Source organism: Achromobacter sp. Bel (assembly GCF_012928505.1).
Lineage (GTDB): Bacteria > Pseudomonadota > Gammaproteobacteria > Burkholderiales > Burkholderiaceae_B > Achromobacter.
Window position 1 is genome coordinate 233422 of the sequence record NZ_JABBJN010000002.1, and the last position, 19970, is coordinate 253391.

A 19970-nucleotide genomic window follows, 5' to 3' on the forward strand; every position below is an offset into this window, starting at 1 on the left:
TGGCGGGCTCCGGTGGGTTCTTCAAGGGGCGGATAGTACCGCGGCCAATTGGTCGCATGCCCAGTCGACCTGTTCGCGCGTGACGATGAGTGGTGGCGACAGGCGCAGCGTGTGGCCGTGGGTATCCTTGACCAGCATGCCGCGTGCCTGCAAGCGTTCGCTGAAGCGGCGCGCGCCGCCAGCATCGGGCAGGAGCTCCACCGCCAGCATCAGGCCACGTCCTCGCACCTCGCGCACGGGGCCGGGCAGGGCGCGCAGCCGTTCCAGGAAGTAGGCGCCGATTGCCGCCGCGTTCTCGATCATGCCTTCGTCGGTCAGCACTTGCAGTGCGGCGCGGGCAACGGCGCAGGCCAGGGGATTGCCGCCGAAGGTGCTGCCGTGCTGGCCGGGCTGGAACACACCCAGCACATCGGCGTTGGACAGGACGGCGGACACCGGATAGAAGCCGCCCGACAGCGCTTTGCCGATCAGCGTGACGTCGGCTTCGATGCCTTCGTGTTCTTCGGCCAGCAGCTTGCCCGTGCGGCCCAGCCCGGTCTGGATCTCGTCAAGGATGAGCGTGATGCCGCGTTCGGTGCAGCGCTGGCGCACCCGGGTGAAGTATCCGGCGGGCGGCAGGACCACGCCGGCCTCGCCCTGGATGGGTTCCACCAGGAAAGCGACGGTGTTGGGGGTGATGGCTGCATCGAAAGCGTCGAAATCGCCGAACGGCACGACGTTGAAGCCGGGCGCGAAGGGACCGTAGCTGCCGTAGGCGTCCGGGTCGGTGGAGAAGCCCACGATGCCCAGGGTGCGGCCATGGAAATTGTCGGCGCAGACAATGATCTCGGCCTGGTCGCGGGGGACGCCGCGGACTTCGTAGCCCCACTTGCGGACCGCTTTGATCGCGGTTTCGACGGCCTCCGCGCCACTGTTCATCGGCAGGACCTTGTGTGCGCCGGTCAACCGCGCCAGGTCTTCGTAGAACGGCGCCATCTGGTCGTGGCGGAAGGCGCGCGAGGTCAGCGTGAGCTTTTGCGCCTGCTCGACCATGGCGGCCAGGATGCGCGGATGGCAGTGGCCCTGGTTGACGGCGGAATACGCCGACAGGCAATCCAGGTACTTGCGGCCATCGACGTCATAGACCCAGACGCCGCTGCCGCGGGCGATCACCACATCCAGGGGGTGGTAGTTGTGCGCGCCCAACTGGTCTTCGATCTGGTCGCGGCGGCGGGCGGCGGACCGCGCGCCGGGCAGGGTGGTCAGCACGGCGTTCATGAGGACCTCCGGAAGAGACGGATTGCGATCATCTTAGCGCTTGTCCCGGCGCCCCGGCATTGCCATTGCGTGACAAAGGCCTTTCGGGAGCCGGCGCGCAAGGTGCTGCACAATATCGCCAGCGCCGGCGCGGGGCCGGTTTTCAAGACTTCTGGATATTCTTCATGCTTCTCAAGCACCTGCTCTTCAATCTGGCGCGCGGCGCGGCCGTGGCGGCCCTGGGCGTGGCGGCGTCCGCCACCGCCATCGCGCAGGACAAACCCTTGCGCATCGGCGTAATTCCCAGCGTGGCGAACGAAGCGACCGAATTGGCGATCGCGCAGGCGAAGAAAGAAGGCCTGGACGTCAAGCTGGTGGAGTTCAACGATTGGGTGCTGCCCAACATCGCCGTGGCCGATGGCTCGGTCGACGCGAATTTCTTCCAGCACGAGCCTTTCCTGCAATTGTTCAACCAGCGGCGCGGCGCGAACCTGACGCCCATCGCCTACGGATACTCCACCACGATCGGCTTGTTCTCGAAGAAGCTGAAGAAGGGCGACACGGTGCCGGACGGCGCCACGATCGCCGTGCCCAACGACCCTGTGAACACCGGGCGGGCCTTGCTGTTGCTGGAATCGATCGGGCTGGTCAAGCTGAAACCGGGCGTGGCGCATCAGGCCACGCTGGAAGACGTGGTGTCCAACCCCAAGAAGCTGAAGTTCGTGCAGATCGAAGGGTCGCAGTCGGCGCGCACGTTCGACGACGTGACGGCGTCGGTGACTTACACCACGTTTGCCAAGCAGGCCGGGCTGAACGAGAAGGACGGCCTGGCCTTCGACAACACCGACCCCGCCAGCATCCGCCGCTATGCGATCCGTTGGGTGACCACGCCGGACAAGGCCCAGGATCCACGGCTGTTGAAGTTCATCGCGATTTATCAGAACTCGCCGGAAGTCAAAAGCACGTTGAAGCGCCTGTACGGCGACCTGATCAGCTTCCCCTGGTGAGCCGGCGCAGCTTGTCAGGCCGCGGCTTCGCCGCGCGCGGCGCGGCCGCCGTTCAGGCGCCAGTGCAGGCCGAGGGCGGCGACGCCAACCGCCGCCGAGGCGCATAGCCCCAGGGTTTCGAAGCCGGCATGGGTATAGAGGGTGCCGGCGATGGCCGTGCCGACGCTGGCGCCCAGATAGGTAATGCAGGTGTTCAGGCCCAGCACCGCGCCGCGTTCTTCGGGACGCGCGCGTGACAGCAGCAGCACCAGCAGGTTCAGGCTCAGTTGCGACGCGGCGCCCCAGAATGCCGCGATGGCGAGCACGGCGGCCAGCGCATGCGCGGCGGGCAGCAACGCCAGATAGACCAGCGCGATCGCGCCCAGGGCCAGCGGCAAGGCGCGGCGCGGTCCCAGCCGTTCGATCAGCGGTCCGCCCGCGACACCGGCCAGCAGGAACCCGGCGCCATAGGCGAAGGCGATGAAGCCGACCTGGCCTGCGGATAAGGCCAGCAGGGTGCGGACATGGTCCGCCAGGAACGCGTACACGCCGTAGAAGGCCGACGAGAACGCCAGGCAGGCCAGCAGCAGGACGGGCACATCGCGATAGGACAAGGGTGCCAGCAAGCGCGACAGACGCAGCGGCGCCGCATTCTCCGCGCGGCGTTCCGGCAGCTTGCGCAGGCCCAGCACGGCGATCGCGGCGCACAGGGCCAGGACGCCATAGGTGGCGCGCCAGCCCACGGCGTCCGAAATCAGCGCGGACAGCGGCACGCCGGCCACCAACGACACCGACCAGCCCGCAATGACCCGGCCCAGGGTGCGGGCCTCTTGCCCGGGCGGGGCAACCAGCGAGGCCGAGCCATAGGCCGCGGGCAGGATGACGCCGGCGGCGGCGCCGGCCATCGCTTGCGCCAGGGTCAGCACAATCCAGTGCGGCGCGGCGGCCGACAGGATGAGGGCGGCGATCAGCGCCACCATCGCGCCCAGCAAGGCCCGGCGGATGCCGATGCGATCGATGCGCGCGGCCAGGAAGAACGCGCTGGCGGCAGTGGCCGCGCCGTAGGCCGAGATGGCCGTGCTGATGGTCAGCGCCGAGGTGGAGAACGAACGCGCCACATCGCTCAAGATGGGACTCGCCGCCAGACCGTTGGAGCCGACGACGCTGACGGCGAACATCAATGCGGGGACGGAAGAGGGCATACGGGTGTTGCGATTGCTACGATTCTGCATGCCGGGAATTTTATTGGAATAAAATAAGGGTTAACGCTGATATTTCCTTATTCCATAAAAGTTCGAATGCCGTAAGGCAGAACCTGATTCCGATGCCAGACCTGGACGACCGCGACCGAAAACTATTAACGCTGCTGGCCGACGACGCCACGCCCAGTTATGCCGAATTGGGCAAAATGCTGAGCCTCTCCGCGCCAGCCGTGCACGAACGGGTCAAGCGGCTTAAGCGCGACGGCTTGATCAAAGGCATCGCCGCCAAGCTGGACGGCGCGCGGATCGGCCGCCCGCTGCTGGCCTTTATCCACGTGGACACGAACAACTGGAGCATCACGCAACAGGTGCTGGGGCTGGCGGAATTGACCGAAGTGGAAGAGATCCACACCATCACCGGCAAAAGCGCCATGCTGCTGAAGGTGCGGGTGCGCGACACCCAGGCGCTGGAGCTGTTGCTGGCGCGCATTCACAAGATAGACGGCATCACGAACACCACCAGTGATATCGCGCTGACCAGCTACCTGGAACGCGGGCCGCTGCCGGACACCACGCCCGACCCGTCGGCGTGACGCGTCAGCCGCGCATCGGCGCGGCGCGCAGGCGTAGCCGCGTGATTTCCGACGGAGCGCCCAGCCGCTTCGGCGGGCCCCAATACCCCGTACCCCGGCTGGTGTATACCCACATCTTGCCCAGACGGTGCAGACCCGCCGTGAACGGCTGCTGGAAGCGCACGAAAAAGCCCCACGGAAAGAACTGGCCGCCATGTGTGTGGCCGGACAGCTGCAGGTGATAGCCCAGCGGCTCGGCGGCAGTGGCGCTGCGGGGCTGGTGGGCCAGCAGGATCCTGGCGCAGGCGTCTGCCGGCGCACCCGCCAGGGCCCCCTTCGGGTTGCTGCGCTGCTGCGGGTCGAATGCGCCCGCGCTGTAGTCGGTCACGCCTGCCACCACGACAGGCAGGCCCGAGGGGTGGATCACGGCGTGCTCGTTCATCAGCACGCGCAGCCCCAAGCGGCGGAACTCCGCCACCCAGGGCGCGGCGCCTGAATAATATTCGTGGTTGCCAGTGACCAGATACACGCCATGCGGCGCGCGCAACGTGCCCAGGGGACTGGCCTGCGCGGCCAAATGCTCCACGCTGCCGTCGACCACGTCGCCGGTGATGGCGACCATGTCGGGCAGCAGCCCGTTCACGGCATCGACGATGGCCTGCACGTAGTGCTTCTTGATGGTGGGACCGACATGGATGTCGCTGATCTGCACGATCGTGAAGCCGTCCAGATCTTGTGGCAGACCGGGGATCGGCACGTTCACATCGACCACGCGAGCCCGTCGGCGCGCGTTGTAGAACCCGATCAATGTGCCGGCCGCCGCCAGCCCCGCCACGGTCCACGCGCTGATGCTGCGCAGGCGGATCCAAGGCAGGTCGGCGCCCGCTGCCAGGTTGATGAGCCAGGTCAGCAGCAGGACGACGTCGCGAATCACCGTCAGCACGAACAGCGATGAAAACAACCCCATCGCGATCAGTCCGACCCAAGCGATGCGGTCGCCCCAGGGCGGATGCACGGACGAACGGCCCAGCATTCCCAGCGGGATCAGGATGCACGAGAAGATCAGGGCGATCGTGGCGGCGGCGGCGCCCGCGTTGCTGAGCAATGCGTCGGGAATCAGCCTGGCGCCGACATAGACATGGGCCAGGGCCCCAAGCGTCAGGAAGCGCAGGAAAAACGAGGATTGGCGTAGGGACACGGGGCGGGCACGGGGAGCGCGCCGCTTTCAGGCGGTCGCGCGGGTGGCGAAGGAACCGCCATTCTATGCCGGCCGGCGGCGCGGCTCGCCCCTGTTTTTTCAATGCCCGACGGGGCCGTCGCGCCAGAGCAGGCTTGCATCCATCTCCTCGACGCTATTGATACCCAGCATCGCCATATTGCGGTCGACTTCGGCGTGCAGCAGGCCGATGGCGTGGGCGACGCCCACTTGCCCCCCAACGGCGGCGGCGTAGTTGAAGGGGCGCCCCACGAAGACGAAGCGGGCGCCCAACGCCAGCGCCTTGAGCACGTCGCCGCCGCGGCGCACGCCGCTGTCCATCATGACGGTCATGCCGCCGGCCGCGGCGACCACGCCGGGCAAGGCGCGCAGTGGCGACATCGCACCGTCCAGCTGGCGGCCGCCATGGTTGGAGACGATGACGCCGTCGGCGCCATGTTGGCGGGCCAGCGCCGCGTCTTGCGGATGCAGGATGCCTTTGATGATCAGGGTGCCGGGCCACTGCTTGCGGATGCGCGCCACGTGTTCCCAGCTCAGGTGGTCGCGGGCCGTGAAGTCGCGCAGCACCGAGGCGGACACGATGGGCGCGCCGCGCGTGGCGAAGGAATTCTCGAAATGCGGCATGCCGTGCGCCATCAGCGTGCGCAAGAAAGTGCCTGCCAGCCATCGGGGCCGGGTCAGCCCGTCCCAGGCCAGGCGCAGGCCGGGCTTGAGCGGCGTCGAGAAACCGGTGCGCACGTTGTTTTCGCGGTTGGCCGAAACCGGGATGTCCACGGTCAGCACCAGCGTCTCGTAGCCTGCGCGGCGGGCCCGTTTGACCAGCGCATCGATCTTTGTGGGGTCGCCTGGCAGATAGGCCTGGAACCAGGTGCCGGGGGCTTCACGGATGACGTCTTCCAGCGGGATGAGCGAGGTGCCACTCAGGATGGCCGGGATGTTCTGCTGGCGCGCCGCGCGCGCCAGCACGACATCGCCGCGGTACGCCGACAAGGCGCTGATGCCCATCGGCGCGATGCCGAACGGCGATGCGTAGCGGTGGCCGAACAGTTCCGTTTGTTGCGTGCGCCGGGACACGTCGACCAGCACGCGCGGCGCGAAGGCGTACTGGGCGAACGCCTGGCGGTTGTCGTAGAGGGATTGATTGTCTTCGGCAGCCCCGGCGATATAGCCGAAGATGGGCCGGGGCAAGCGCCGCCGCGCCGCCGCTTCGAAGTCGTCCAGGGACAACATGCGGGCAAGCGCGCGCGGCAAGGGCTGGCGGGTGGCGGCGCCGCTGGGCGCAGTGATGGGCAGGGCGGTGGATGTCATGGCGGGCCGGCAAAAGCCCTAATCTACCAACCCCGCTTTATGGCAGAAAGCGAATTAATAAGGAAAAACAAATTCGCTAAAAGCGAAATAACCAGGGCGGCGCCCGACTGGGGGCGCCGTTGGCCGCATTCAGGCCTGCGCCGGCAATGCCAACAGTTCGCCCATGCGCACGGGGCCCAGTACCGAAGGCGTGTCGGCCCAGCGGACCTTGTTCGGTCCGAACAGCACGATGGCGGTGGAGCCAAGCTTGAAGCGGCCCATTTCGGCGCCTTTCGCCAGATGGATCGGCGCACGCGCCACGTCGTCGTAGCGCACGGATTTGACGCGGCGCTTGTAGGGCGTGACCAGCCCGGCCCAGACCGTTTCGATGGACGCGACGATCATCGCGCCAACCAGGATGAGGGCCATGGGGCCGTGTTCAGTGTCGAACAGGCAGACGACGCGCTCGTTGCGGGCGAACAGGCGCGGCACGTTGCGGGCGGTCAGCGGGTTCACCGAGAACAGGCGGCCAGGTACATGGACCATCTCGCGCAGCGTGCCGGCAACGGGCATGTGCACGCGGTGATAGTCCTTCGGCGACAGATACACCGTGGCGAATTCGCCGCCCTGGAACGGCGCGGCGCGCTCGGTGTCGCCGCCCAGCAGATCGACCAGGCCGTAGCTGTGGCCCTTGGCCTGGAAGATTCGGCCCTGTTCGATGGCGCCCATCTGGCTGATGGCGCCGTCGGCCGGACACAGCACGGAGCCGGGCTCGTCGTCCATCGGACGCGCATCATCTTTGAGCGCGCGCGTGAAAAAGTCGTTGAAGCAGTCGTAAGCCAGCGGGTCTTCTTGCACGGCTTCGCGCATGTCCACGCCGTACTTGCGAACAAAGCGCGAGATCATCCAATTCTTGACCGCGGGTTCCCGGCAGTCTGAAGCGTATCCGAAAAAGCGCGACACCAGGTGGTGGGGCGCAAGATACTGGCTGGCGAGGAATACTTGGTCTTTGATCGTCATCTACGAGCGCTGAAAAAACGCGTCCCGCAGACAGCGGGACGTGGTTGAAGGCTGCCCGCACAAGTCAGCGGGAGGACCGTGCGGGCAATTCGCGGGATTGTAACGCGATCAGGCGGCTTTGGCGGCCAATTTGGTCTTGTAGAGCCAGTCTTTATAGTCGTCCAGATCGCCGTCGAAGGGGCTGACGGCGCCATCGGCCACGATAATGAATTCGTCGGTGGTCGCGCGCAGCAAGTGGCGGTCGTGCGACACCAGCATCAGCGTGCCTTCGAATTGCGCCAGCGCGGTGGTCAGCGCCTCGCGTGTTTCCAGATCCAGGTGGTTGGTGGGCTCGTCCAGCAACAGCAGGTTAGGGCGCTGCCAAACGATCAGCGCCAGCGCCAGCCGCGCCTTTTCGCCGCCGGAAAACGGGGCGATGGAGCTGGTGGCCATGTTGCCGTTGAAGTTGAAGCTGCCCAGGAAGTTGCGCAGTTCCTGCTCGCGCACGGTAGGCGCGATTTTCATCATGTGCCACAGCGGCGATTCGTCATGGCGCAGCATCTCGACCTGGTGCTGGGCGAAGTAGCCGATCGACAGGCCTTTGTTGAATTGCGTGTCGCCCGCCAGCGATTCGAGGTCGCCCGCGATGGTCTTGATGAAGGTGGACTTGCCCGCGCCGTTGATGCCCAGCAGCCCGATCCGCTGTCCGGCTTGCAACGAGAAGTTGATGCCCGCCACGATGATCTTGTCGGACACGGCTTGCGTGTCTTCGTCTTCGACGCGATAGCCGGCGCTGACCTTGTCCATCGTCAGCAGCGGATTCGGGGCGCGCAGCGGTTCGCGGAATTCAAAAGAGAATTCGGCGGCGGCGCGCAGCGGCGCCACTTCTTCCATGCGGGCCAGCGCCTTGATGCGGCTTTGCGCTTGGCGCGCCTTGCTGGCCTGGGCCTTGAACCGGTCGATGAAGGACTGCAGGTGCGAGCGCTGACGCATCTGCTTTTCCATCATGCCTTGCGCCAGTTCCAGCTGGGCGGCGCGTTGGCGCTCGAAGGACGAATAGTTGCCCGAGTAGCGCTTGAGCTTGCGTTCGTCGATGTGGACGATGACGTTGACCACGCCGTCCAGGAAGTCGCGGTCGTGCGAGATGACGATGAGCGTGCCGGGATAGCGCTTGAGCCAATCCTCCAGCCAGATGATCGCGTCCAGATCCAGGTGGTTGGTGGGCTCGTCCAGCAGCAGCAGGTCGGACGGGCACATCAGCGCTTGAGCCAGGTTCAGACGCATGCGCCAGCCGCCGGAGAAACTGGTCAGCGGCAAGTGCATCTGGGCCTGCGTGAAGCCCAGGCCGGTCAGCAACTGTTCGGCGCGCGAGTGCACGGTATAGGCGTCGGCATCGGCCAGCGCGGCGTAGATGTCACCCATGCGCAAACCGTTCTCGGCGCTTTCCGGCTCGGCTTCCAGCGCCGCCAGTTCCGCTTCAAGCTTACGCAGCGTGACGTCGCCGTCGATCGCATATTCGATGGCCGGGCGGTCCAGCGCGGGCGTTTCCTGCGCAACATACGCCATGCGCCAGCTGGAGGGGTAGTCCAGGTCGCCCTGGTCGGCGTGCAGCGTGCCGCGCAGCAGGCCGAAGAGGCTCGACTTGCCGGCGCCGTTGGCGCCGATCAGGCCGATCTTGTCGCCTGGGTTCAGCAGCAGGTCGACCTTGTCGAGCAAGGGCTTGACGCCGCGCATGAGTGAAACTTGTTGGAAGCGGATCATGAATCGTGTGGCAGGGGGTGGCGCGGCAGGCGCGCGGCAAGGCTCCCGCCACAAGGCGCGGCGCAAAAAAGGGAACCGGGGCGGGATCGCGCGCGACGCTGGCGAACTGATGGATGCAGTCGGACGCGACGGGCGAAAAAGACGGGCGGCCGATAAGGGTCGCCGTCCAGTCATGGGCGATATTGTACCGGGCCGCGCGCATTGACGCAGGCGAGCGGGCAGATCGGGGCCGGCGACGGGCGATTTCACCGGGAAATTGCCCTGATTCCACCCTGATATTGCGTCGATTCCGGGGTGAGGCCGCCGCAGGGCGGTATTGCCTTGATGCCGCCCTGCGGCGGCGAGGTTATCCCCCCGTGATCGCCGCAGCTAGCACCAACAGCCGTTCGGCTTCCTGAGCGTGCAGGTTTTCGACCAGGGCGCCATCGACCACGGCCACGCCCTGGCCGGCCGCCTGCGCGGCGCGCCACGCCTCCAGGCGCTTGCGGGCGCTGGCCAGTTCCGCATCGGTGGGGGCGAACGCGTCGTTCGCGGCGGCGATCTGCCTGGGATGGATCAGCGTCTTGCCGTCAAAGCCTTGATCGCGGCCCTGGCGGCAGGCCGCGGCCAAGCCCGCGTCGTCCTGCAGGTCCAGATGGACGCCATCCAGTACGGCCAGGCCGTGCGCCCGGGCGGCCATCACGGCAAGGGAACGCGCCAGCAGCGTTTCTTCGCGCGAGGGCGTGTGGCGGGCGTGCAGGTCTTTGACCAGGTCGGAGGTGCCCACCACGATGGCGGCCAGTCGGGGCTGGCCGCCCGCGATCGCATCCAGGCGCAGGAAGCCCAACGGGGTTTCCGCCATGGCCCACAATGGCAGATCGGGCGGCGCGCCCGCGGCGTCCAGCGCCTGCGCCAGCGCGGCCAACTGGCTGGCCGCTTGCACCTTGGGCAGCAGCACGGCGTCGGCGCCGGCCTGCGCGATGGCGATGACGTCGTCCTGGCCCCACGGGGTGTCTAGCGCATTGATGCGCACGATGCATTCGCGCCGGCCGTAGCCGCCTTCCTGCAGGGCGCGGACGACTTGCTCGCGGGCATGTGCCTTGGCGTCGGGCGCGACGGCGTCTTCAAGATCCAGGATCAGCGCGTCGGCGTCCAGGCTGCGTGCCTTGTCCAGCGCGCGCACGTTGGCGCCCGGCATGTAGAGGACCGAGCGGCGGGGGCGGATAGGGTGCGTCATAAGAGGCCTGTCAGGGCTTGAGGTTGCCGACGATCTGCACGGGCGTCGTACAGACGTAGCCTACGCCATACACGGTGCGGATGCCCATGTCGCCGCCGGCCTGCGCCCGCAGCTTGCGGCGCAGCCGGTGCATGTGCGCATCCAGCCGGTGGGTGTCGTAGGCGTCGGCGCTGGCGCCCAGCGCTTCGACCAGGCGACCGCGCGACAGCGGCAGCGGCGCGGCCTGGATCAGTGCGCCGATCAGCCGGCTTTCGGTATCGGTGATGTCGACGCAGACCTGCGCGGGCGACATCAGCGTCCGGCGGGAGGGATCGAAACGCCAGGCGTCGGATTGCGGGTCGTTGCCCGCCGCCGGCGGCACGACGCGCAGCCGGCGCGACAGCGACACCAGGGTTGCGCCCAACTCGGCCAGGTTGACGGGTTTGGTCAGATAGTGGTCGGCGCCCAGACTCAAGCCCGACACCTTGTCTTCGCTCAGGAGCCGCCCCGTCAGCATGATGATGCCCATCGACGGATAGGTCGTGCGCAGATGCGAAACGCGAGTCAGCGCGTCGCCGTCGGGAAGCATGGCATCCAGCACCAGGATGCCGGGCGTCACCGTCAGCAATAGCTGGTCGAGCTCGGCCAGCGAGCCTGCGGTGAGGATGGCTTTATCCAGGCCAAGGTCCTGGATGTATTCGGCGATGGTGTCGCGCCAGTCTCCGTGGTCGTCGACGATGATGATTGTCACGGCGCGGTCCGTCCACGGGCTTGCGCGCGAGGCGCTCCAAGGGCAAGCACGCTTGTCGCTCTTGTCATGTGCTACGGCTTCTTATCTGGGGGAGTCGCTGCGCGGGCGCACGTCCGGACGGGGCGCGATACGTTTTGTATCGTTGGCGCTTGCGGAGAATATCATCATCCCCGGATTGCGGCGCCGCGGCAAACCGCGTGGATGACATCCGCATGCGGAAGCAACCTGGGGTGATCAAAAATTGCGCAGTCCGTGCGGCATCGCCTGAATCGCCGGCTGTCGTGCATCGGGCCGAGTCTTATCCACAGAAATTGTGGATAAGACTCGGCTGGCTGGCGCCATCCGATTTATGTAGGCAAGTATTCCACAGGCACCCCTTGCGGCACCTTGCGCATACGGTCGCGCTCGATGCGCACGGACGAGAACCGGGTCTTGCGGGCGGCGGCGTTCTGCAGCAGCACCGACAGCACGGCCCCTTTGTCCTGGATCCATTGCGTTTTGCCGCGCAGCAGCTTCAGGGCATTCTCGACGGTGCCCAGCCGGTACGACATGGCATTGATCTGCACCGATGTCTTGCCGTTGAAGGCAGCCGGCTCCTGTTCGGTGATGGCGGCGGCATCCAGGTTGTTGCTGTCGTGGTCGACGCGATAGATGAACTTCAGGCCGCTGTGCGGGTCTTGCACCACGATGAGCTTGTCCGACCCCGAGACATCGGACAGCATGCCGATGACAAGCGATTCGACCAGCTGGTTGCCGCGCTGTTCTTCCGTGTAGATGAAAACGGTGTGGCGCGCCTGGGGGGATGCGGCCGGGACGAGGGGAGAGGGGTCCATACCTGACTTGAAAAAGGCGGTGAAGGCAACGAGCGCCATCGGCCCGCCGGTCCTGCGGTAACGGCCTCCGGTTCTTCTGGAACACGGGGCCGGCTGCGAAAAGAGCGTAACGCGCGACGCTATTGCTGGCGGTGCAAGCGCGCCAGCAGGCGCGCTTTGACCGACGGCCAGTCCTCGTCGAGGATGGCGTAATAGACCATGTCGCGGGTGCGTCCCGACTGCGCGATCAGGTGCTTCTTGAACACACCTTCTTCGACGCCGCCGATACGGAGGATGGCTTGCCGCGATTGCGTATTGCTGAGCTCCGTCTTGAAGACGACGCGTATGATACCAATTGTTTCAAAGGCGTGCTGCAACAATAGGAATTTCGCTTCGGTGTTCGCGCCGGTACGCTGCACGGCGGGCGTCAGCCAGGTGGCGCCGATCTCCAGGCGCTTGTGCGGCAGCGCGATATCCATATACCGGGTGGCCCCGATGATCTGCCCCGAGCATTGCTGCACGATGACGAATGGCAGACAGGCGCCGTCGCGCTGGCCGGCCAGCGCGCGATCGACGTAGCGGCGCATGTCCTCGGCCGTGGCCACGGGTTCGGGCTGCAAGCGCCAAAGTTCCGGATGCAGGCCGATGGCGGCCAGCGCCTCAGCGTGGCCGGCGGCAAGCGGCTCCAGGCGAACGACGTCGCCCTCGAGCGTAACGGGTTCAAGCAAAGGAGGGGGCATATCGCAGTCCTGAGTCGGCCAAGTGCAGCGCTGAATTCTACGCCTGCGCCTGCTTGCCGAACACGGGCGCCTGGCGCAGAATCCGCGCATGAAAACAGACGTCGTGGTTCTGGGGGCGGGCATCGTCGGGGTTTGCTCCGCCCTGCATCTGCTGGCGCGCGGCCGTTCCGTGACGCTGCTGGACCGGCGAGGCCCGGGCGAGGAAACCAGCTATGGCAATGCCGGCCTGATTGAGCGCGCCAGCGTCATTCCCTATGCCTTTCCGCGTGATTGGCGCAGCGTGTGGCGGTACGCGCGGAACAATACGCCGGACGTCAGCTATCACCCGCGCTTCTTGCCACGCGTCGCGCCCTGGTTGCTGCGCTACTGGTGGCATTCATCCCCGGCGCGGCTGGCCCGCGCGGCCGACGCGATGCTGCCGTTGATCGAGCGCAGCGTGGCCGAACACGATGCGTTAAAGGAAGACGCGCAAGTCTCGCGCCTGTTCCGCCGCAACGGTTGGATCGACGGCGTGCGAACCGAGGCCGGATTGGCGCGCGCCGTCTCCGAAGCCGAGGCGCTGGCGCCCTATGGACTGAATTACCGTGTGCTGGACCGGCAGGCGCTGATGGCGCTGGAACCTTCGCTGTCGGCGCGGATGGTGGGCGCGGTGCACTGGCTGGACCCCGTCAACGTGTCGGATCCCGGCGCCGTGACGCGGGGCTATGCGGCCTTGTTTCAGCAACGCGGCGGACACCTGGCGCGCGGCGATGCCCGCAGCCTGAAGCCGGCGCCTGGCAAGGGCTGGCAATTGCAGGGCGAGGACGGGGTCATCGAAGCCCGGGACATCGTCGTGGCGCTGGGTCCCTGGTCGCCGGACGTCCTGCGCCCCCTGGGCTATCGCATTCCGATGGCGGTCAAGCGGGGCTATCACCAGCACTTCGCGCTGGAAGAGGGGGCGACGTTGTCGCATCCGGTGGCGGATATCGACAGCGGTTTCGTCGTGACGCCCATGACGCTGGGCGTGCGGCTGACGACGGGCGCGGAGTTCGCGGCGCGCGATGCGCCGCCGTCGCCAATCCAGATCCAGCGCACGCGGGCGTTGGCGGGCCAGTTGCTGCCTTTGGGCGCCGCGGTCGAGCGAGAACCATGGATGGGTTGTCGCCCGTGCATGCCGGACATGCGACCGGTGATCGGGCCAGCGCCACGGCATGACGGGTTGTGGATGGCGTTCGGCCATGCGCATCACGGCTTTACGCTGGGTCCGGTGACCGGCAAGCTGCTGGCCTGCCTGATCACGGGACAGGCGCCGGATATGGATCCGGCGCCCTATGGCTTGCGTCGTTGACGCGCAGGCTCAGGCCGCGGCTTTTTCGCGGCGCGCGCGCACGGCGAGCGCCAGAGTGTCCAGCACCGGTTCCGTCTGGGTCCAGCCCAGGCAGGCGTCGGTGATCGACACGCCACGGCGCAGCGGCTGGCCGGGTTTCAGGTCCTGGCGGCCTTCTTCAAGGTGGCTTTCGATCATGACGCCGGTGATGCGGGCGTCGCCTTGGGCGAGCTGCGCAGCGATGTCGTTGGCCACGTCGATCTGGCGCAGGTGCGATTTGTTGGAGTTGGCGTGCGAGCAGTCGATCATGACCTGCTCGCGCTGGCCGGCGGCGCGCAGAGCGGCGCAACAGGCGTCCACGCTGGCGGCGTCGTAATTGGGGCCTTGCTTGCCGCCGCGCAGGATCACGTGAGTGTCCTGGTTACCGCGCGTCTCGAAAATGGCCGCCATGCCCATCTTGGTCATGCCCATGAAGGCGTGTTTGGCACTGGCCGCCACCATGGCGTCGGCCGCGATCTGCACGCCGCCGTCGGTGCCGTTCTTGAAGCCGAGCGGGCAGCTCAAGCCCGAGCTCAATTGACGGTGGCTGGGGCTTTCGGTGGTGCGCGCGCCGATGGCGCCCCAGGCGATCAGGTCCGCGATGTATTGCGGGCTGAGCAGGTCCAGGAATTCGGTGGCGATGGGCAGGCCCAGACCGCTGATGTCCAGCAGCAGTTCGCGGGCGCGGCGCAGGCCTTCGTTGATGCGGAAGCTGCCGTCCAGACGCGGGTCATTGATGTAGCCCTTCCAGCCGACGGTGGTGCGGGGCTTTTCGAAATAGACACGCATGACGATCAGGAGGTCATTCTTGTGCTTGTCCACGGCGGCGCGCAACTGGCGGGCGTATTCCATCGCCTGGCCGTGATCGTGGATGGAGCAGGGGCCGACCACGATCAGCAGGCGGTCGTCGCGGCCATGCAGGACGTCGGCGATCTGGGCGCGGCTTTCTTCGACCAGCGTCTGGATGGCCGGGGAAACAGGCAGTTCGTCCTGGAGCAGCGCGGGCGAAATCAGCGGACGCACGGCGCTGATGCGCGTGTCGTCGGTGCGCGTGTTGTCCTGGGTCGAGTCGGCCGTGCCGACCTCGCGGTCGTGCTGGGGGTCGTCAATGCGGGTCAAGGGATGCTCCGTGCCGTAGATGCGTAAAGACAGCCATTATCGCACCGGCGGCGCCAGGATGCGCCGAGTGGTGGCGCCCGTCTGGCCGAGGCGGGCGTTGCGGGCGGACATCGGGCCGGGCCTATCGGCGCAAGACGCTCCCAAACCTACGCCTATCGGCATGGAATTGGCATTAACCCATTGCCGTTGACGACATATCGCCTTCAGATATCGTAGGATGGAGTCCAGGGATTTCAAGCGGCCGCCTGCAAAGGCCCGCCCTATAAGCTAGGACGGAACGTAATGCCTAAAACCGACGCCGGAGCCGCTCGACGAATTCTTCTGGTCGAAGACCATCCCGTCGAGCGGGCTTACCTGCAGAACATGCTGCTGGCGCTGGGTTATCGCCGTGTCGCAGGCGTGGGAAGCAGCACCGAAGCCGTCGGCGCGCTCGGCCGCCAATTCTACGACCTGGTGATCAGCGACATCGTCATGGGCGACGGCGACGGCACCCATCTGCCCAACGAGCTGCGGCGTCTGGTCGACGTCGGGCGGCTGAAAGCCATGCCACCCATCATCTGGATCAGCAGCCTTAGCGACGAGCTGCTGCAGTCGCATGTTCGGCTGGCCCTGCAGGCGGGCTGCCCGTCGGCGCAGGCGTTGTCCAAACCCGTATCGCGCACATCGATGCAGCAGGCGATCACGACCGCGCTGCTATCCACCGACGATGTCATCTCGCCCCGCCAGCAGTCGGTCCGGCGCGACGTGATCGAGGCCGAGCTGGGGCGCGCCCTGATCACCGGTGTGGGCATGAGCGTCGTGCTGCAACCGCAGATGAGCCTGGTCACCGGCGAGGTGCTGGCGGCCGAAGCGCTGTCCCGCTGGGACCATCCCGAATTGGGGCCGATTTCCGCAGCCGACTTCGTGCCCGCCGCGCATCGCCTGGGCATGGACCGGATGCTGTTCCTGCGGGTGGTGGACCGCGTCATCGAGGTCTTGCAGCGCATGCACGCCGAGGACATCGCGGTGCCCGTCGCCATCAACGCCTCGTCGTCCACGCTGTGCTCGCGGGACCTGCCCACGCTGCTGGAAAAGCGGGTGGCGCAGGCGGGGCTGCCGGCCCGGCTGGTGAAGATCGAACTGACCGAGGACGAGCCCGTCAACGATTGGCTGGCGCTGTCGTCCGTCTTGAACCTGCTGCGGGTGCGGGGCTTTGAACTGGCGATGGACGATTTCGGCGCGGGCATCGCGTCGATGCGGCTGTTTTCCGCCATGCCGTTCACCGAACTCAAGATTGATCGCGACTTTATCGTGCACATGCACCGGGAAGCGGCGTCGCGCGCCGTGGTGGCTGCGGCGATCGAGATGGGCCGCGTGCTGGGGCGGCGCGTGGTGGCCGAAGGCGTCGAGCAGGACCGCGATGTGCAGCTGCTGCGTGAGTTGGGCTGCGACGTTGCGCAGGGCTACGGCCTGTCCGTTCCCCTGGACGTCGACGCGTTCGTCGAATTCTGCCGCCGGCACTGACGGCAAAGGCGAATCGACGGTTCAAGGGGACGTCCGGCGACATTGATCGGGATCAACCTCGGGGCGCGGCGCATCGAATTCATTGCCTGCACGGGCTACCATGGGTGCTTTGTTCGGGCTTTCCCAGGAGGAAGGAATCGATGCGACGCACGCTTGGGGCCGTCCTGCTCTTGTGCCTGCTGGCCTGGGCAGGCACGGTCTGGACCCATCCGCCTGCCGGGCTCACCATCTGGACCTTACGCGACCAGCTCATCCTGTTGACGGGGCTGGCCGCTTACGCGTTGATGGCGCTGATCATGTTGCTGGCGGTGCGTCCGCAATGGATCGAGTCCCAGATGGGCGGCCTGGACAAGATGTATCGGTTGCACAAGTGGAGCGGCATCCTGGCGACCGCGCTTGCCGCGGCGCATTACTTGATCAAGATAGGCAAGCCGCTGCTGCTCATGGCGTTCGACCCGGCAACCAAGACGCCGCGCGCAGGCGCGTGGCTGGACGTGTTCCGCGGCTCCGCCAAAGACATTGGGGAATGGGCGGTCTGGATCCTGGTGGCCGTGGTGGTGCTTACGCTATGGCGACGGTTTCCCTACCACCTGTGGCGCCAGGTTCACCGCATCGCCGCCGTCTTGTTTCTGGTGGCCGCGTTCCATGGCGTGGTCCTGACGCCTGCCGCATGGTGGTGGCAACCCGCGGGATGGCTCGTGGCCCTGGCCACGGCGGTGGGCAGCGTCTGTGCCGTCCTGGCGCTGACCGGAAACATCGGCCGCGCCCGACGGCACAGAGGGACGGTGCTGTCTGTCGATCCTCTGTCGGACGATATCCTGTCGCTTACCTGTAAGGTCGAAGGCGAATGGCGCCATCGTGCCGGCCAGTTCGCTTTCCTGACGGCCGACCGCCGTGAAGGCGCGCACCCGTTCACGGTATCGGGCGCCGACGATGGCACGGGACGCGTCCGGTTTTCGATCAAGGCCCTGGGCGATTACACGCGGCGCCTGCAAACCCGCCTGAAGGTGGGGCAGGCGGTGACGGTGGAGGGGCCTTATGGCTGCTTCGACCTTCAGCGCGACGATGGCCGTCCGCAGATCTGGGTGGCTGCGGGCATCGGCGTGACGCCATTCATCGCCTGGCTGGAAGCGTTGCGCAGCGAACCTGATCGTGCGCCGCGGGCCACGCTGTATTACTGCGCACGCAATGCGGCCGACGCGCCTTTTGCCGACACGCTGAAGGCGCTTTGCGCACAGGTTCCTCGGGTCACGTTGCATACGAGGTTCAGCGATGTGCAGCGGCCGTTGACCGCCGCGGACTTGCTTGCTGAGCATGTCCGCGGGGCCCCCTGGCCCCAGGTCTGGTTTTGCGGACCGACCCGGTTCGCCGACGCCCTGAAAGAGGGGCTGCACCGGCGCGGCATGCCCGTGCGCCAGCTATTCCACCAGGAAATATTCCAAATGCGCTAAGCCCCGTTAGATGCCGGACACCTCGATGTCGCCAGGGTAATCCACCGAGAACTTCAGCACCGTCTCGCGCGATTTGCCCGGCTCAAGCTCCCATTCCCATGCCAGCTTGCCGTCTTCTTCGCGCTTGATGTCGCGGTCCGCGGGCGACAGCAGCTTGACCACGATCTTCTCGTTGCGCGAGACCGGCAAGCGGTCCTTGAACACGATCTGCTCTTTGGTGGCCTTGTTGTTCTTCACCGTGATCTTGTATTCATAAGTCACGCGCTTGCCGCTGCCCGAAAAACCCGTGCCTTCCGTGTAGCGGTTCACCAGTTGGCGTTTGATGGAGATGCCATCGTCCGCGCCCATGGCCAATTCGACCTTTTCGCCCGGCATGACGGCCTTGATGCGGCTGGATGCCACGAACGCGTCGTCCAGGAAGGTGTTCAGCGGACCGGCCAGGAACGGGAAGTCGGTATTGTTGCTGGCCAGCGCGGTCAGGAAGGCGGCCTCGCGCAGCGCGGGCGTGGACTGGTATTGCAGCGTGGCCGGCAGCTTGGCGGTCGCGATTGCCACGCGCTGCGACGAATTGTCCGATGCCACGGTGGCCGGGTTCTTGATCTGGAACGAGGCGCTGGTGGCGGCGTTCTGCATCTGCGCCGTGGACACCTCCATCGCTTCGGCCACCGGTTCGGCCATGGCGGCATCGGCGTAGGCCTGGCTCATCGGTGCGGGGCGCGAGCGTTTCATCGACATCTCGCTGCTGATCGGGGCCGGCGCGGCCGTGGGACGGGGCGGGGGAGGAGGCGGGGGCGGAGGGGCGACATCGATGATCCACGGCTGCAGGGGCGGGGCGCCGCCGCCCAGCGAAGGCCGCGCGGTGGATAGCGTCAGCTTGACGTTCTTCCAGTCTTCGCCGGTGTTCTGGTTGATGACGCCGAAGTAGCCCAGGTCGACCGTACGGTCCGCCGGGCGCAAACGCGCGTCGTAGGCGGGCGTCCAGCGGGCGCCGCCCACGGCATACGACACGGCCAGGTCCACCTTGCCCGCGCGGGCAAGGTTCACACGCAGCGTGACCGTTTTGCTGCGGCGGCTCAACTGGCCTTGCAGAACGTTCAATTGGTTTTGGAGCGCGTCTATTTCGCGTTCCAGCGCAGCCTTGCGTTCGGCGACCTGACGCAGGCTGGCCAGCGTCTTGCCCAGGCTGTCGGCGCTGAGCGCCTGGATCGCCTTCAGCTCGTCCAGGGTCAGGCGGGCGCCTTCTTTCGCGGGCTCGGTGGCGCCGCGCTGCATCATCAGGACCAACTCGCGCTGGTTGTCCAGCACAGCGGCTTCATCGTCCAGTTCGGCTTGCTGGGCCTCCAGTTTGCGCAGTTGCTCTTGCAGCGCGCGGACCCGTTCGTTGGCGGTATCGGCCTGGAAGGCGTCGCGCACCTTGACGTCCAGCAACGAGGCCTGGCCAGTGCTTTTGGCCGAGACTTGCAGGGAATTTTCCTGCAGAGAGACGGGCAGGTTCTCAAGCACCAATTCGTGTTCGCCTGCCGCAAGTTCGCTGCTGGCGGACCGGGTCACCACGGCGCGGTCCTGATAGACCGTCACCGCGCCAATGGAAGAAGCCAGCCCGGCGGCCGCGCCCAGGCCGGGAATCGTTGCGATGGCCAGGGCCAGAAGAGTACGTCGCACTAAGTCACCTGTAGGAAGGTTGAAGTCGGTAAGGCTGCGGCCCGGTTCAGGGACGGATCACCGATAGCGCGACAATTTACTCTGCGTCTCCTGGCACGGCTTTACAGAAGATGACAAAAGCGACAGGGCAATA

General features: G+C 66.4%; 17 protein-coding genes. 5 read left to right on the forward strand and 12 right to left on the reverse strand.

Going from position 1 to position 19970, the window contains the following annotated elements; all coding sequences use genetic code 11:
- Nucleotides 1-21 precede the first annotated feature (21 nt).
- On the reverse strand, nucleotides 22-1257 hold the full coding sequence (gene rocD, locus HG262_RS02385; RefSeq protein WP_169269506.1) for an ornithine--oxo-acid transaminase: 1236 nt from the start codon (nucleotides 1255-1257) through the stop codon (nucleotides 22-24).
- A 164-nt stretch (nucleotides 1258-1421) separates the two neighbouring features.
- On the opposite strand from rocD, the gene HG262_RS02390 reads away from it, so the two are divergent.
- Nucleotides 1422-2243, forward strand: a complete 822-nt coding sequence (locus tag HG262_RS02390) for a MetQ/NlpA family ABC transporter substrate-binding protein (protein WP_169269507.1) — start codon at nucleotides 1422-1424, stop codon at nucleotides 2241-2243.
- A 14-nt stretch (nucleotides 2244-2257) separates the two neighbouring features.
- On the opposite strand, the gene HG262_RS02395 is transcribed toward HG262_RS02390, so the two are convergent.
- Nucleotides 2258-3424 carry an MFS transporter gene (locus HG262_RS02395; RefSeq protein ID WP_248293200.1) on the reverse strand — a complete coding sequence of 389 codons (1167 nt, stop codon included), beginning with the start codon at nucleotides 3422-3424 and terminating at the stop codon, nucleotides 2258-2260.
- Nucleotides 3425-3546: 122 nt separating this feature from the next.
- On the opposite strand from HG262_RS02395, the gene HG262_RS02400 reads away from it, so the two are divergent.
- Nucleotides 3547-4017, forward strand: coding sequence for an Lrp/AsnC family transcriptional regulator (locus HG262_RS02400; RefSeq protein WP_169269509.1), 471 nt, complete (start codon nucleotides 3547-3549; stop codon nucleotides 4015-4017).
- Nucleotides 4018-4021: 4 nt separating this feature from the next.
- Here the strand turns inward: HG262_RS02400 and HG262_RS02405 are convergent, their stop codons facing one another.
- The 8 genes from HG262_RS02405 to HG262_RS02440 all read right to left on the reverse strand — a co-directional run bounded on the left by HG262_RS02405 (nucleotide 4022) and on the right by HG262_RS02440 (nucleotide 12757).
- Nucleotides 4022-5194: a metallophosphoesterase gene (locus tag HG262_RS02405; RefSeq protein ID WP_169269510.1), complete on the reverse strand. Its 1173-nt coding sequence runs from the start codon at nucleotides 5192-5194 to the stop codon at nucleotides 4022-4024.
- Nucleotides 5195-5293: 99 nt separating this feature from the next.
- Nucleotides 5294-6520, reverse strand: a complete 1227-nt coding sequence (locus HG262_RS02410; protein ID WP_169269511.1) for an alpha-hydroxy acid oxidase — start codon at nucleotides 6518-6520, stop codon at nucleotides 5294-5296.
- A gap of 129 nt (nucleotides 6521-6649) precedes the next feature.
- The gene (asd, locus tag HG262_RS02415; RefSeq protein WP_169269512.1) at nucleotides 6650-7519 is read right to left on the reverse strand and encodes an archaetidylserine decarboxylase; all 870 of its coding nucleotides are present in this window, start codon (nucleotides 7517-7519) and stop codon (nucleotides 6650-6652) included.
- A gap of 108 nt (nucleotides 7520-7627) precedes the next feature.
- Nucleotides 7628-9259: an ATP-binding cassette domain-containing protein gene (locus HG262_RS02420; protein WP_169269513.1), complete on the reverse strand. Its 1632-nt coding sequence runs from the start codon at nucleotides 9257-9259 to the stop codon at nucleotides 7628-7630.
- A gap of 346 nt (nucleotides 9260-9605) precedes the next feature.
- A complete protein-coding gene (locus HG262_RS02425) occupies nucleotides 9606-10475 on the reverse strand; it encodes a CoA ester lyase (protein ID WP_169269514.1) in 870 nt (289 codons plus the stop codon).
- A gap of 10 nt (nucleotides 10476-10485) precedes the next feature.
- Nucleotides 10486-11205 carry a response regulator transcription factor gene (locus HG262_RS02430; RefSeq protein WP_169269515.1) on the reverse strand — a complete coding sequence of 240 codons (720 nt, stop codon included), beginning with the start codon at nucleotides 11203-11205 and terminating at the stop codon, nucleotides 10486-10488.
- 347 nt (nucleotides 11206-11552) lie between these two features.
- Nucleotides 11553-12038, reverse strand: a complete 486-nt coding sequence (locus HG262_RS02435; protein ID WP_169269516.1) for a hypothetical protein — start codon at nucleotides 12036-12038, stop codon at nucleotides 11553-11555.
- 119 nt (nucleotides 12039-12157) lie between these two features.
- Entirely contained in the window at nucleotides 12158-12757 is a 600-nt protein-coding gene (locus HG262_RS02440) for a GNAT family protein (protein ID WP_169269517.1), read from the reverse strand.
- A gap of 88 nt (nucleotides 12758-12845) precedes the next feature.
- On the opposite strand from HG262_RS02440, the gene HG262_RS02445 reads away from it, so the two are divergent.
- The gene (locus HG262_RS02445; protein WP_169269518.1) at nucleotides 12846-14084 is read left to right on the forward strand and encodes an FAD-binding oxidoreductase; all 1239 of its coding nucleotides are present in this window, start codon (nucleotides 12846-12848) and stop codon (nucleotides 14082-14084) included.
- Between the two features lie 9 nt (nucleotides 14085-14093).
- Here HG262_RS02445 and HG262_RS02450 read toward each other — a convergent pair whose 3' ends face one another.
- Nucleotides 14094-15221 carry a 3-deoxy-7-phosphoheptulonate synthase gene (locus HG262_RS02450; RefSeq protein WP_211186923.1) on the reverse strand — a complete coding sequence of 376 codons (1128 nt, stop codon included), beginning with the start codon at nucleotides 15219-15221 and terminating at the stop codon, nucleotides 14094-14096.
- 282 nt (nucleotides 15222-15503) lie between these two features.
- Between HG262_RS02450 and HG262_RS02455 the strand changes: the two genes are divergently transcribed.
- On the forward strand, nucleotides 15504-16724 hold the full coding sequence (locus HG262_RS02455; protein WP_169269519.1) for an EAL domain-containing response regulator: 1221 nt from the start codon (nucleotides 15504-15506) through the stop codon (nucleotides 16722-16724).
- 140 nt (nucleotides 16725-16864) lie between these two features.
- The gene (locus HG262_RS02460; RefSeq protein WP_169269520.1) at nucleotides 16865-18175 is read left to right on the forward strand and encodes a ferric reductase-like transmembrane domain-containing protein; all 1311 of its coding nucleotides are present in this window, start codon (nucleotides 16865-16867) and stop codon (nucleotides 18173-18175) included.
- A gap of 6 nt (nucleotides 18176-18181) precedes the next feature.
- Here the strand turns inward: HG262_RS02460 and HG262_RS02465 are convergent, their stop codons facing one another.
- Nucleotides 18182-19837 carry a mucoidy inhibitor MuiA family protein gene (locus HG262_RS02465; RefSeq protein ID WP_348984356.1) on the reverse strand — a complete coding sequence of 552 codons (1656 nt, stop codon included), beginning with the start codon at nucleotides 19835-19837 and terminating at the stop codon, nucleotides 18182-18184.
- Nucleotides 19838-19970: the final 133 nt, after the last annotated feature.